General features: G+C 66.8%; 14 protein-coding genes and 1 tRNA gene. 14 read left to right on the forward strand and 1 reads right to left on the reverse strand.

Translation table 11 applies throughout. From position 1 onward, the window contains the following. Positions 1–80: 80 nt before the first annotated feature. Positions 81–827 carry an SIMPL domain-containing protein gene (locus QOL79_RS03375; RefSeq protein WP_283418618.1) on the forward strand — a complete coding sequence of 249 codons (747 nt, stop codon included), beginning with the start codon at positions 81–83 and terminating at the stop codon, positions 825–827. A 74-nt stretch (positions 828–901) separates the two neighbouring features. Here QOL79_RS03375 and QOL79_RS03380 read toward each other — a convergent pair whose 3' ends face one another. Continuing rightward, positions 902–1,582, reverse strand: a complete 681-nt coding sequence (locus QOL79_RS03380; protein ID WP_283418619.1) for a prolyl hydroxylase family protein — start codon at positions 1,580–1,582, stop codon at positions 902–904. A 102-nt stretch (positions 1,583–1,684) separates the two neighbouring features. Here QOL79_RS03380 and QOL79_RS03385 point away from each other — a divergent pair. The 13 genes from QOL79_RS03385 to QOL79_RS03445 all read left to right on the forward strand — a co-directional run bounded on the left by QOL79_RS03385 (position 1,685) and on the right by QOL79_RS03445 (position 12,077). Further along, a tRNA-His gene (locus QOL79_RS03385) sits at positions 1,685–1,761 on the forward strand. 98 nt (positions 1,762–1,859) lie between these two features. Next, positions 1,860–2,909, forward strand: coding sequence for a Glu/Leu/Phe/Val family dehydrogenase (locus QOL79_RS03390; RefSeq protein WP_283418620.1), 1,050 nt, complete (start codon positions 1,860–1,862; stop codon positions 2,907–2,909). Positions 2,910–3,044: 135 nt separating this feature from the next. Next, positions 3,045–3,398: a YbaN family protein gene (locus QOL79_RS03395; RefSeq protein WP_204993108.1), complete on the forward strand. Its 354-nt coding sequence runs from the start codon at positions 3,045–3,047 to the stop codon at positions 3,396–3,398. A gap of 98 nt (positions 3,399–3,496) precedes the next feature. Then, positions 3,497–4,243 (forward strand): heme ABC transporter permease CcmC, encoded by a 747-nt coding sequence (gene ccmC / locus QOL79_RS03400; RefSeq protein ID WP_058457566.1) that lies wholly within the window; start codon positions 3,497–3,499, stop codon positions 4,241–4,243. Positions 4,244–4,246: 3 nt separating this feature from the next. Beyond that, positions 4,247–4,402 carry a hypothetical protein gene (locus QOL79_RS03405; protein ID WP_167541752.1) on the forward strand — a complete coding sequence of 52 codons (156 nt, stop codon included), beginning with the start codon at positions 4,247–4,249 and terminating at the stop codon, positions 4,400–4,402. Then, positions 4,399–4,836, forward strand: coding sequence for a cytochrome c maturation protein CcmE (gene ccmE, locus QOL79_RS03410; protein WP_283418621.1), 438 nt, complete (start codon positions 4,399–4,401; stop codon positions 4,834–4,836). Before QOL79_RS03405 ends, ccmE begins: the two co-directional genes overlap by 4 nt. Before the next feature lie 112 nt (positions 4,837–4,948). Next, positions 4,949–6,916, forward strand: a complete 1,968-nt coding sequence (locus QOL79_RS03415) for a heme lyase CcmF/NrfE family subunit (protein ID WP_283418622.1) — start codon at positions 4,949–4,951, stop codon at positions 6,914–6,916. After that, positions 6,913–7,443 carry a DsbE family thiol:disulfide interchange protein gene (locus QOL79_RS03420; RefSeq protein ID WP_058457563.1) on the forward strand — a complete coding sequence of 177 codons (531 nt, stop codon included), beginning with the start codon at positions 6,913–6,915 and terminating at the stop codon, positions 7,441–7,443. The genes QOL79_RS03415 and QOL79_RS03420 overlap by 4 nt, the downstream gene beginning before the upstream one ends. 128 nt (positions 7,444–7,571) lie before the next feature. Next, positions 7,572–7,997 (forward strand): cytochrome c-type biogenesis protein, encoded by a 426-nt coding sequence (locus tag QOL79_RS03425; RefSeq protein ID WP_197410114.1) that lies wholly within the window; start codon positions 7,572–7,574, stop codon positions 7,995–7,997. Beyond that, complete coding sequence (locus tag QOL79_RS03430; RefSeq protein WP_058457562.1) at positions 7,994–8,656, forward strand: tetratricopeptide repeat protein; 663 nt, start codon at positions 7,994–7,996, stop codon at positions 8,654–8,656. The genes QOL79_RS03425 and QOL79_RS03430 overlap by 4 nt, the downstream gene beginning before the upstream one ends. Before the next feature lie 56 nt (positions 8,657–8,712). After that, on the forward strand, positions 8,713–10,674 hold the full coding sequence (locus QOL79_RS03435) for a potassium transporter Kup (RefSeq protein ID WP_282947048.1): 1,962 nt from the start codon (positions 8,713–8,715) through the stop codon (positions 10,672–10,674). Positions 10,675–10,764: 90 nt separating this feature from the next. Further along, positions 10,765–11,601, forward strand: a complete 837-nt coding sequence (locus QOL79_RS03440) for a hypothetical protein (RefSeq protein ID WP_283418623.1) — start codon at positions 10,765–10,767, stop codon at positions 11,599–11,601. Next, on the forward strand, positions 11,598–12,077 hold the full coding sequence (locus QOL79_RS03445) for an AHH domain-containing protein (protein ID WP_282947052.1): 480 nt from the start codon (positions 11,598–11,600) through the stop codon (positions 12,075–12,077). The genes QOL79_RS03440 and QOL79_RS03445 overlap by 4 nt, the downstream gene beginning before the upstream one ends. The last annotated feature ends 284 nt before the right edge of the window (positions 12,078–12,361 follow it).

Genomic DNA, 12,361 nt, shown 5'->3' on the forward strand with positions numbered 1-12,361 from the left:
AGGCCGGAACGCACCCGCTCCGTCAGCGTTGGAGGGGCGGGATCACACAAGGCCGGAACACCGGTTCACAGGAGAATGAAATGACGAAGCAAATGCTCACCGCTATGGCTGCGGGCCTGGTGCTGGCGGCCGCGACGCCGGCCATCGCGCAGCAAGGAGGTTCGACGGTGACGACAGCTACGACGCAGGGTCCGATGCTGTCCTTCAGCGTGAGCGAGGAAGTGCGCTCGCGCCCCGATCAGGCGACCGTCGGCGCCGGGGTGACGACGACCGCACTGACCGCGGTCGAGGCGATGCGCCTCAATGCTGCAGCGATGGACAAGCTGATTGCCGCCGCCAAGTCGAAGGGGATCAAGGCCGAAGACATCCAGACGAGCGGCATCAACCTGTCGCCGCAATATGATTACAGCAACAACGGCAACGGCCAGCCGCCGCGCTTTATCGGCTATCAGGTGTCGAACAGCGTTCGCGCGACGACGCCCAGGATCGACGACATCGGGCCGCTGCTCGATGCGCTGGTCGCGGCGGGCGGCACCAATGTCGACGGCCCGTGGTTCGCGATGAAGGATCCCGACGCGCAGCTCGTTGGCGCACGCGGCAGCGCGATCAAGGCGGCCGAGGCCAAGGCGGCGGACTATGCGCGGCTTGCGGGCTATCGCGGCGCCGAGCTGGTGTCGATCAGCGAAGGTAGCTTCGGCGGGCCGCAGCCGCCGATGCCGATGGTGCGCCTGCAGGCGATGGACGCGGCGGGCAAAGCGACGCCGGTCGAGCCGGGGCAGGTTGCCAATACGCTGACGCTCAGCTTCCAGTATCGGTTGGTTCGGTAATCTGGTGCCCCGGCGAAAGCCGGAGCACAGATAAAGTCCGCTGCGAATGGGCCTCGGCTTTCGCCGGGGTTCACTCAGCCCAGTTCCCCCTCCGCCCACGGCCAGGGGCGTTCGCGGAACCATTTGGTGATGATATATTTGCGCCCCTTGCGCACCTTCATCCCGTGATGGAGCGTGTCGGGGTTCACCGTGCCGTCGGGGCGGACATTGTTCCAGGCCAGTAGCTTGCCGGCTTCGGGCTGGTGCATCTTTCCGGTCGCAAGGAAGCGCGTTGCGCCGCCTGCGGGCGGCTCGTTGAGGTAGATCATCAATGTCCAGCTCCGCTGGCCGGGTATCGCGCAATAGGTTTCCCAGTCGGCGCCGCCGGGATCGAAATAGTCGGTGTGCGCCTTGAACTCCTCGCCGACGTCGTAACGTTGTCCCTGCAGCGGCTCGCCATATTCGAGCGGGATGCCGGTGAGATCGTGGAGTCGGTTGTTCACCGCGACGACAATCGGATTGCGGTGGTCGAGATCGCAGGTCGAGCTGGTGCGGAAGGCTTCGTCGCCGTTCGGATCGGCGATCGTCGAGGGGCGCGCGTCGCCGTCGATCAGGGCCATCAGCGCGGCGCATGTGTCGGCATCGAGAAAGCGCGTCAGCATGAACTGCTGCAGTTTCGGCGAAGGCGCGCGGCGGATGCCGGGGACGGCGGAGAGCCGGTCCGCGGTGCGGTCGGCGCCCGAGGTCGCCATGTCGACATGATCGTTGCCAGCCATGGCGCGCTTTTAGTGGGGCGGGGCCATGCGAACAATGCTTGACGAACAAGGGGTGCGCGCCTATCGCCGCGCGCTGTCGCAGGCGGTTTCGCCGGGCGTGTGGCGACCATAGCTCAGTTGGTTAGAGCGCCGGTTTGTGGTACCGGAGGTCGCGGGTTCGAGCCCCGTTGGTCGCCCCATTTTCACCATCATTGCGCATATGCGGGATTTGGGGTGACACTTGCTCCATGACGGATTATTACGCCCTAACGTAATTTTCTAACGCGAGGAGTCGCGCATGTCTGCTGTCTGGGATTTCGCCGATTTCGACGATCATGAGCATGTCCACATGTTCCGCGATCGGGCGAGCGGGCTGACCGCGGTCATCGCGGTCCATTCGACGCACCTCGGCCCCGGCGCGGGCGGGGTGCGCTATTGGCATTATCCGCAGCGCGCGGCGGCGATCACCGATGCGCTGCGCCTGTCGCGCGGCATGAGCTACAAGAATGCGATGGCCGGCCTGCCGATGGGCGGCGGCAAGGGCGTGATCCTGGCCGAGGAGAATGGCGCCAAGACGCCCGAACTGCTCGCAGCATTCGGCCGCGCGGTCGATTCGCTCGGCGGCGCCTATGTGACCGCCGAGGACGTCGGGATCACCGACGCCGACATGGTCGAGATTTCGAAGCAGACGAAGCATGTCAGCGGGCTGCCCGTCGCGAGCGGCGAAGCCGGCGGCGATCCGGGGCCGTTCACCGCGCTGGGCGTCTATCTGGGGATCAAGGCGGCGATTCGCGAAGGCCTCGGCACCGACAGCGCGGCGGGCGTGCGCGTCGCGATACAGGGCGTCGGCAGCGTCGGCGGCGGGGTCGCGCGGCGGCTGGCGGCCGAGGGCGCGAAGCTGACCCTCGCCGACGTCAATCTGGCACGCGCCAAGGCGCTGGCCGAAGAGCTGGGCGCCGAGCTCGCCGATTCGGCGGCGATCATGGAGATCGAGGCCGACGTGCTGAGCCCCAATGCGCTCGGCGCGATCCTGACCGAGCGCAGCATCGAGAAGCTGCGCGTGCCGATCATCGCGGGCGGCGCGAACAACCAGCTGGCGACCGCGGCCGACGGCCAGCGCGTGCACGATCGCGGCATCGTCTATGCCCCCGACTATGTGATCAACGCGGGCGGCATCATCAACGTCGCGCTGGAATATCTGGGGCAGGGTAGCCAGGACGAGGTCGAGAGCCGCATCCACCTGATCCCGGGGCGGCTGGCCGAGATATGGGCTGAGAGCAAGGCGAGCGGGACGCCTGCGTCAGTCGTGGCCGACCGGATGGCGCAGAAACTGATCGGGCGGGGGTGATCCTGTTCAAAAGGCGGAAGGTGGGCGCACCGAGCCCTCCCCGCTGCGACTAGCAAGCAAGCTTGCAAGTCTCACTGCCCCTCCCGCAAGCGGGAGGGGTTTTGTTGTTGGCGATTTCCGCTAAGCCAGCCTGCGATGAAACGGCACTTCTATCTGGTCGCAGGCTGGGCTTCGCTGGGACTCGGCGCGATCGGTGCGTTCCTGCCGCTGCTGCCGACGGTGCCGTTCGTCATCCTTGCGGCCTTCTGCTTCGCCAATTCGTCGCCGCGGCTCGAGGCGTGGCTGCTGAACCATCCGCATTTCGGACATCATATCGTCGCCTGGCGTGAGAAGGGCGCGATCAGCCGCAAAGGCAAGGTTGCGGCGACTGTCGCGTTCGCCGCGAGTATCGTGCTGGCGGCGATCCTGTCGCCCTGGCCGTGGGTCATGCTGCCGGTGATTGCGGCGGCGGTAACGGGGAGCTGGATCTGGACGCGGCCAGAGGCTTGACGTCACGCACCGCACGGGCAACAGAAGCCCCGCCGGGTCGCGCCGGGGCAATTCACTGGACCGACAAATCGGCCTCACCTAAAGACGACGCGAGACCGATGCACGCTTACGCCAACCCCACCCGCTTCCTCGCGATCGCCAAGCCGCTGACCCCGTGGCTGCTCGGCGTCGGGCTGCTGTTCGTGCTGGGCGGCGCGTTCGCGGGCCTGACGATGGTGCCGGGCGAGGCGAAACAGGGCGAGACCGCGCGCATTCTCTATGTTCACGTGCCCTCCGCGTGGCTCGGCATGGGCGGCTGGACGAGCCTTGCGGTGGCGGGGCTGGTGCAGCTCGTCTGGCGCCATCCGTTGTCGGGAATCGCGGCGCGCGCGATCGCGGTGCCGGGGATGCTGTTCACCGCGCTGTGCCTGGCCACCGGATCGATCTGGGGCAAGCCGACGTGGGGCACCTGGTGGGAATGGGACGGCCGGATGACCTCGATGCTCGTCCTCCTCTTTCTCTATGCGGGCTTCATCGCGCTGACGAACGGCGACGCCAACGGAGCGGGGGGCCAACGGCAAGGCGGCTCGCTGTCGCGCGGCGCGGCGGTCTATGCGCTGGTCGGCGCGGTCAACATTCCGATCATCAACCGCAGCGTCGTGTGGTGGAACAGCCTGCATCAGGGGCCGAGCATCACGCTGGGTGGATCGAGCATCGACCGGACGCTGCTCTGGCCTTTGGGCTTGACCCTGGTCGGCTTTTCGCTGCTATTCGGCGCCATCGTGCTGATGCGGATGCGGCGGATCATCGCCGACAACCGCGTTGCGGCGCGGCTGCGGCGGCTCGCCGACGACGAGGGACATTGAGGCATGACGGGGGTGATCAGCGGGGGCGGGCAGTGGGCCTATGTGGCGGCCGCCTATATCCTGACCGCGTTGCTGACGGGCGGCGTGCTGTGGACGAGCTGGCGCGCGATGGCGAAAGCCGAGAAGCGCAGCGACGCGCTTCGCAAGGACCGCAAATGAAGGCGAAGCATCAGCGATTGATTCTGGCCGTGGTCGCGCTGTGCGGTGTCGCGGGTGCGGGCGTGCTCGCGGCGAGCGCGCTACGCGACGAAGCCGCCTATTTCCGGACTCCCGCCGAAGTCGTCGCGGGCAAGACGACCGTCGACGAGCCGATGCGGCTCGGCGGAATGGTCGCTGCGGGGAGCATCAAGCGGCAGGCCGATGGCCTGACGATCGATTTCGTCGCAACCGACGGCAAGGCGTCGATTCCGGTGCAGTTCAAGGGGATCGTCCCCGATCTGTTCGCCGAAAATTCGGGGATGGTCGCCGACGGCCGGATGCGCGCCGACGGGGTCTTTGTGGCCGACCGTATCCTCGCGAAACATGACGAGCGCTACATGCCGCCGCAGATGGGCGAAATGCCGAAAAATATGAAGGTGGCGCCGAAGGTATGATTAGCTTTTTCCGGCGCCCCCGCGAAGGCGGGGGCCGCTATCAGCATTGCGCAAGGCTGCCAGCGGCCCCCGCCTTCGCGGGGGCGCCGGCCTGTCATTCGGTGACAAATAGATGATCGCCGAACTCGGCCTCGCCCTGCTCTGGATTGCGGCGGCGCTTGCGTGCCTGTCGCTGGTCGCGGGGATTGCCTTCGTCCGGACGGGCAAGGACGACCTCGCCGCACTCGTGCGGCCGGCGAGCGTCGCGCAGGGGCTGCTCACCGCGGCCGCCTTTGCCTTGCTGATCGCCCTTTTTGTGCGATCGGACATGTCGGTCGAACTCGTCGCGCGCAACAGCCACAGCCTGAAGCCGATGCTGTTCAAGGTCGCGGGGGCGTGGGGCAATCACGAAGGGTCGATGCTGCTGTGGCTGACGATCCTCGGCGTCTCGGGCGCGCTCGTTGCGATTTTCGAGAAAAGGCTGCGCAACGACACGCTGATCGCGACGCTCGCGGCGCAGGCGGCGCTGAGCCTCGGTTTCTTCGCTTTCCTTCTGTTCTCGTCGAACCCGTTCAAGCGCTTGCCGGTGGCGCCGCCCGACGGGCAGGGGCTCAATCCGCTGTTGCAGGACCCCGGTCTCGCCTTCCATCCGCCGACGCTCTACGTCGGTTATGTCGGGATTTCGGTGGCTTTCAGCTTTGCGGTCGGCGCGCTCATCACGCGCGAAATCGGACCGGCGTTCGCGCGCGCGATGCGGCCGTGGGTTCTGGGCAGCTGGATCTTCCTGACGCTCGGCATCACCGCGGGCAGCTATTGGGCCTATTACGAGCTCGGCTGGGGCGGTTGGTGGTTCTGGGATCCGGTCGAGAATGTCTCGCTGATCCCGTGGCTCGCGGGGACCGCGCTGCTCCACTCGGTCGCGGTGACTGCAACGCGCAATGCGCTGCGCGCGTGGACGGTGATGCTGGCGGTGATCGCCTTCTCGATGTCGATGGTCGGGACGTTCATCGTGCGGTCGGGCCTGCTGACGAGCGTCCACAGCTTCGCCGTCGATCCCGAGCGCGGCACCTTCCTGCTGGCGTTGATGGCGATCTATATCGGCGGCGCTCTGACGCTGTTCGCGCTGCGCGCGGGGGCAGTCGCCGAGGGCAAGAAGTTCGCGCTGATGAGCCGCGAAGGCTCGCTGGTGATCAACAATCTGTTGCTGACGACGATCCTTGCGCTCGTCCTGCTCGGCACGCTCTATCCGATCGTCGCCGAGGCGATGGGAGAAAAGATTTCGGTCGGACCCCCTTATTATAACAAGGTCGCGGGGCCGCTGGCGCTGATCCTCTGCCTCGTCATGGTCGCGGGGCCGCTGCTGAGCTGGCGCAAGGACGATGGCAGGAAATTGTGGACGCGGCTTCCGGTCGCCATCTTCGCGGGCGCGGTCGTGCTGTTCGGACTGGTGTTATTTGGGGGCGACGTCGGCGTGCTGCCGCTGCTCGGCATGACGGTCGCGGGTGTTGTCGCAGTGGCGAGCCTCGCGCCGCTGTGGAAGCGCAACCTGCGTCGCACCCCGCTGCCGACATGGGGCATGGTGATTGCGCATTTCGGGGTGGCGGTCGCGCTGGCGGGCATGGCGGCCGAGAGCGCCTTCATCAAGGAACGGCTGGTCGCCGCGGCACCGGGCGAGACGGTGAAGGTCGACGATTTCAGCGTGAAGTTCGCGGGCGTATCGCCGATCGCCGGGCCGAATTATACCGCGATCCGCGGGACGCTGATCGCAACAACCCCGTCGGGTGCGTCGTTCACCCTGCATCCCGAGGCGCGCATGTTCCCGGGGCTGATGGGCACTCCGCCGACCGAAACCAACGAGGCCGCGCTGCTGACGCGGCCGGGCGGGCAGCTCTATGTCGTGCTCGGCCAGGCGGTGACGAGCGCGGACGGGACGGCCGACCGCTATCAGCTGCGTCTGTGGTGGAAGCCGCTGGTTTGGTGGATATGGCTCGGTGGCGCGCTGATCGCGGTTGGCGCCACGCTGTCGCTGCTCGGCCGCGCGCAATTGCTCGAAATCTGGCGTGCGCGGCGGGCGCGCAAAGCACAGGAGCGCTTCGCATGAGGAGCCGCTGGGTCCTGTTCGTGCCGCTGGCGATCATGGGGCTGCTGTTCGGCGCCTTCGTCTATCGCCTGACGGTGCCCGCCGAGACGCTGATCCAGTCGCAGTGGATCAACAAACCGATGCCGCTGTTCGACCTGCCGCCCGCGACGGCGGGGGTCGAGGGGCTGAAGAGCAGCCAGCTTGCCGACGGCAAGCCGCGGCTGGTCAATGTGTTCGCGAGCTGGTGCATCCCGTGCCGTGCCGAGGCACCGCAGCTTGAGGCGCTGAAGGCGGCGGGCGTGCCGATCGACGGCATCGCGATCCGCGACCGGCCCGACGATGTCGCGGCCTTCCTGCGCGAAAACGGCAATCCGTTCGACCGGATCGGGTCGGACCAGCAGAGCAGCGTCCAGATCGCGCTCGGCTCGTCGGGCGTGCCCGAAACCTTCCTGATCGACGGCAAGGGGATCATCCGCGAGCAGATCCAGGGCGTGATCCTGCAGGAGCAGGTGCCCGAGATCATCGCCAAGCTGGAGGCGATGAAGTGAGGGGGGCGGCGCAAGACCTCCGCGCCCCTGCGCAGGCAGGGGCCCATCTTGTGCTCTCGCGGTTTGGCGCAGCCCGTGGCCTGATGACGCGCCTCCCGGTGATGGGCCCCTGCCTTCGCAGGGGCGCGATGGCTTTTTTCCTCGCGGTGCTTGCGTGTTTTGCCGGGGCGTCTGCTACCGCCCAGGACCGGCTGCCACCGGCACCCTATGCCTATCAGCAGCTCCGCGATCCGGCGCAGGAGGCGAAGGCGAAGGCGTTGATGGAGACGCTGCGCTGCCTTGTCTGTCAAGGGCAGTCGATTGCCGACAGCGATGCGCCGCTCGCGGGCGACATGCGGCACGAGGTGCGCACGAAGATCGCGGCGGGCGAGAGCCCCGATGCGATCCGCAAGTGGCTTGTCGCGCGCTATGGCAATTGGGTGACCTATGACCCGCCGCTCGATGCGGCGACCGCGCTGCTCTGGTTCGGGCCTCTATTGTTTCTTGCGCTCGGCGGCTGGCTCGCCTTCGGGCGGTTCCGGCGGAGCGATGGCGACGGGGAGAGCGAGATATGATCTGGCTCTGGATCCTGCTCGCCGCGCTGGCGACCGTCGGCGGCATCTTCTGGCTCGGCAAGCTGCCCGCCGCGTCGCGGCCGCTCGCGGGGGCGGCGGTGATGCTGGGGCTCGCGGGCTATGCCTTGCAGGGGAGCCCGTCGCTGCCCGGCCATCCGGTCGCGAAGGCGGCCGAGCCCGATGGTTTCGGCGAGGCGATCACCGACCGTCAGCAGGGGATGGCCGACCGCTTCGGCCCCGCGGCGCAGTGGATCGGCATGTCCGACGGCTTCATGCGGACCGGCAAGACCGCGCTCGCGGCGCAGGCGCTCGAAAAGGGGCTGCAGAAATATCCCGACAATGTCGACCTGTGGGTCGGGCTCGGCAATGCGCTCGTCGCGCATGGCGGCGGGGTGATGTCGCCCGCGGCGGCGCTGGCGTTCGACGAGGCGGCGAAGCGTGATCCGAGCCATCCGGCGCCGCCCTTCTTCGCAGGGCTCGCGATGGCGCAGAGCGGCGACCTGAAAGGCGCCGAGGCGGTGTGGAGCGGCCTCCTCGCGCGCTCGCCCGAAGGGGCGCCGTGGCGGCCGGATCTCGAGATGCGACTGGCGCAGCTGCGCGAGGCGATGGGGCCGGCGCTGCCGCCCGAAACGCCCGCTGCGGCATCGGCCGCCCGCTGAAGTGCGTTCCGATTTGGAACCTATTATCATCGGGCAAGCTCGTCTAAAGGCGCGCAATGACTGCTGAGTCGCAACAGGCAACAACCGGGGCGGTATCCGCCTCGACTGCTGCCGCCGAAACGGTCCATTACGGCCACGGACATCATAGCGATAGCAAGCTGAAGCTTGCCGTCGGCGCGGTCGGCGTGGTGTTCGGCGACATCGGGACGAGCCCGCTGTACGCGTTTCGCGAGACCTTTGCCGGCCACCATTCTATCGAGGCCGACCAGCTCCATATCTATGGCGTGCTGAGCCTCGTCTTCTGGTCGATGATGCTGGTCGTGACGTTCAAATATGTGCTGACGATCATGCGCGCCGACAACAAGGGCGAAGGGGGCAGCCTGGCGCTGCTCGCGCTGATCAGCCGCCAATCGGAAGGCAAGCGCTGGACCTGGCCGATCGTGCTGCTGGGCGTGTTCGCGACCGCGCTCTTCTATGGCGACAGCATGATCACCCCGGCGATGTCGGTGCTGTCGGCGACCGAGGGTCTGCAATATGTAAGCCGCGGGTTCGAGCCCTATATCGTGCCGATCGCGCTGGCGATCCTGATCGGGCTGTTCGCGATCCAGTCGCGCGGGACGGCGAAGGTCGGGGCGCTGTTCGGGCCGATCATGCTGCTCTATTTCACGATGCTGGCGGTGCTGGGGATCATGCATATCCTCGACCACCCGTCGATCATCATGCACACGCTCAATCCGATCAATGCGCTGCGCTTCTTCTATTACGACGGCTTCACGGCATTCATCGCGCTGGGCGCGGTGGTGCTCGCGGTGACGGGGGCGGAAGCGCTGTACGCCGACATGGGGCATTTCGGACGCGCGCCGATCGGGCTGAGCTGGCTGTGCTTCGTGCTGCCGGCGCTGATGCTCAACTATATGGGGCAGGGCGCGATGGTGCTCGCGGCCGAGGTCGCGCCGACCGCGCAGCTGATCCAGGACCCCTTCTTCCTGATGATGCCCGAGGCGTGGCGCGTGCCGGTGGTCGTCCTGGCGCTGCTCGCGACGATCATCGCGAGCCAGGCGGTGATTTCGGGCGCCTTCTCGCTGACCCAGCAGGCGATCCAGCTGGGCTTCATGCCGCGCCTCCGCGTCGACCACACCAGCGCGTCGGCGCAGGGGCAGATCTATATCCCGATCGTCAACTGGGGGCTGATGGTGATGGTCATCCTGCTCGTGCTGTTCTTTGGATCGTCGAGCAACCTCGCCGCCGCCTATGGCATCGCGGTGACCGGCGCGATGTTCATCGACACCTGCCTGATGAGCGTCGTGCTGTTCGTGCTGTGGCGCTGGCCGGCGTGGAAGGCGCTGCCGGTGCTGGCGGTCTTCTTCATCGTCGATATCGCCTATTTCGGCGCGAACCTGATCAAGGTGCCCGATGGCGGCTGGGTGCCGCTGGCGATCGGGCTGACGATCTTCACCTTGCTGACGACCTGGTCGCGCGGACGCAAGCTGATGCAGCAGGAAATGGCCGAGGGGGCGATGCCGATTCCGGTCTTCGTCAAATCCGCCGCGAACAGCGCGACGCGCGTCCCCGGGACGGCGGTGTTCATGACCTCCTCCTCGGACGGGGTGCCTCATGCGCTGCTCCACAACCTCAAGCACAACAAGGTGTTGCACGAGCGGATCATCCTGCTGACGATCAAGATCGCCGATGTGCCTTTCGTCCCCGAATCGAAGCTGTGCCAGCTCGAGGCGCTGGGGCAGGGGTTCCATAGGCTGGTGCTGAATTACGGCTTCATGCAGCCGGTCGACGTGCCCGAGGCGCTCAAGCGCACGACGGGCTGCGGCGGCGAGTTCAAGATGCTGGAGACGAGCTTTTTCCTGTCGCGCCAGACGCTGATCGCGGCGAGCAAGCCGGGAATGCCGATCTGGCGCGAAAAACTCTTCGCATGGATGCTGCGCAATTCGGAAAGCGCGATGGAATATTTCCGCCTGCCGACCAACCGGGTGGTCGAACTGGGAAGCCAGGTCGCGATCTGACCGGATCGGCGCGGTTAACTTGCTGCAATGTTCGAATAAGCATTTGAACATTTTGGCAAGCCTTGCGATGCAAGGGTGAACCCGTAGGGGGTGACCAGCATCATGCAGTCGGGGCTCAGCGATCAATCGACCCGTCCGGCCTGTCCGGAACCCTTTGCGCTGGTTGTCGGAAAGGCGCTTGCCGGCGCCGCCCCGGACGAAGTCGAAGCCGCTTTCCGGCGGATGGGGCTCCGGCCCGAGCGGGTCGAGCGGGCGGATAACGCCGGCGCGCTGATTGACGGGCCGCTGTTACGGCTGCGCTTTGGCGAGGTCGCGCTGCTCGCCGGGCAAGCGTCTGCAGCCGCTATCGAATGCGCCGATCCCGATCATCCCGCGACGAGCCGACTCGCTGCGTCCTTGCCGTCGGATTGGAATGATGCCGGGCAGGCGTGGGTGTTTTTCGAAGAGCCGCGCGCTGCCGACGATCGCACCCAGTCGACACGGCTGCGCGAAATCTTCAAGATGCAGGTGCTGTTGATCGACCTTCTCGACGCGAGCCATTATTTCTGGTCGCCGGCGCGCCTGTGGTCGGAGGCAGAGCAATTTCGTGCAGCGGTGACCGAAATGCTGGCGAGCGGTATGCCGCCGGTGCTGCACCTGATCGCCTTTCGCCTCGCCGATAGCGGCGTGGGGGCGGCCGTGCGGACGCGCGGGCTGGCCCTGTTCGGGGGCCAGGAACTGGAAGGCCGGATGCCGGCCGGGTGGACGGTCGCCGAAATGGTCAAGCGGCTTTCGCGGCTGGCGCTCGACATTATGCTTCATGGCCCGGTCGCCGATGCGCGGCGGATGCGTGGGCTCAATCCCGGCGAATGGGTGTCGTTGTCGCCGGGGCGCGGCCGCAAAGACGGCGGCGCGACGGTTATGGTGGAATTCGGCAGCAGCTTTTGACGGCATCGCGGCGCTGGCAGGGCGCTCCGCCGCCGCTTCCCGGCTTTCAGCGCCATCACCTGATCCCCCTCGCGCTGCAGGGCCGGGAGCAGATGGCGGCGATGTTCGACGCGCTCCATTCGCAGGGCTTCGCTCTCAACCGGTTCGAACGAAACGGGCTGATGCTGCCCGCTTGCGAGCGCACAGCCTTATGGTCGGGTCATGCGCTGCACCGCGGGCCGCATCATGGCTATAGCGACGTGCTGGCGGCGCGCGTCGAACAGATAAGGGTGCATTTCACGGGGCAGGCTGGGGCCGATCTCGCCCTGGCGCGGCGCACGGCGATCATGCGTCTCGGCCTGTTGCAGGACACGATACGGCGCGCGCTGACCGACCGGCACGGCGGCGGCTTCTGGCTCAACCGCCGCGATCCGATGCGGCTGTTCGCCGATCGGCCCTATCTGGATGAGGCGATCGACAAGCTGTTTGGCGCATAGGGTGGAATGGCGGGTTTCGACCGATTGCGGACATTGATCCTCCCTGTGCCGCAGGCATGGGGAGGTGGCAGCGCGAAGCGCTGACGGAGGGGCAAGTGGCGCGGCCGCGGCCGCCCCTCCACCATCGCCTGCGGCGACGGTCCCCCTCCCCATGGCTGCGCCACAGGGAGGATAATTCCTTCATCGTCACCCCGGACTTGATCCGGGGTCCATGACTTCGCCGCCGCCGTGGATCCCGGATCAAGTCCGGGATGACGAATGAGGATCAGCGAACGTCCGCTCAC

Origin of the sequence: Sphingopyxis sp. Geo48 (genome assembly GCF_949769155.1) — a bacterium.
Classification (GTDB): Bacteria; Pseudomonadota; Alphaproteobacteria; order Sphingomonadales; family Sphingomonadaceae; genus Sphingopyxis.

Coding starts and splice junctions, on each gene's coding strand:
- ccmC (WP_058457566.1), top strand. CDS start 3,497: ATGCACGCTTACGCCAACCCCACCCGCTTCCTCGCGATCGCCAAGCCG.
- QOL79_RS03420 (WP_058457563.1), top strand. CDS start 6,913: ATGAGGAGCCGCTGGGTCCTGTTCGTGCCGCTGGCGATCATGGGGCTG.
- ccmE (WP_283418621.1), top strand. CDS start 4,399: ATGAAGGCGAAGCATCAGCGATTGATTCTGGCCGTGGTCGCGCTGTGC.
- QOL79_RS03405 (WP_167541752.1), top strand. CDS start 4,247: ATGACGGGGGTGATCAGCGGGGGCGGGCAGTGGGCCTATGTGGCGGCC.
- QOL79_RS03375 (WP_283418618.1), top strand. CDS start 81: ATGACGAAGCAAATGCTCACCGCTATGGCTGCGGGCCTGGTGCTGGCG.
- QOL79_RS03435 (WP_282947048.1), top strand. CDS start 8,713: ATGACTGCTGAGTCGCAACAGGCAACAACCGGGGCGGTATCCGCCTCG.
- QOL79_RS03430 (WP_058457562.1), top strand. CDS start 7,994: ATGATCTGGCTCTGGATCCTGCTCGCCGCGCTGGCGACCGTCGGCGGC.
- QOL79_RS03415 (WP_283418622.1), top strand. CDS start 4,949: ATGATCGCCGAACTCGGCCTCGCCCTGCTCTGGATTGCGGCGGCGCTT.
- QOL79_RS03425 (WP_197410114.1), top strand. CDS start 7,572: ATGGCTTTTTTCCTCGCGGTGCTTGCGTGTTTTGCCGGGGCGTCTGCT.
- QOL79_RS03395 (WP_204993108.1), top strand. CDS start 3,045: ATGAAACGGCACTTCTATCTGGTCGCAGGCTGGGCTTCGCTGGGACTC.
- QOL79_RS03390 (WP_283418620.1), top strand. CDS start 1,860: ATGTCTGCTGTCTGGGATTTCGCCGATTTCGACGATCATGAGCATGTC.
- QOL79_RS03380 (WP_283418619.1), bottom strand. CDS start 1,582: ATGGCTGGCAACGATCATGTCGACATGGCGACCTCGGGCGCCGACCGC.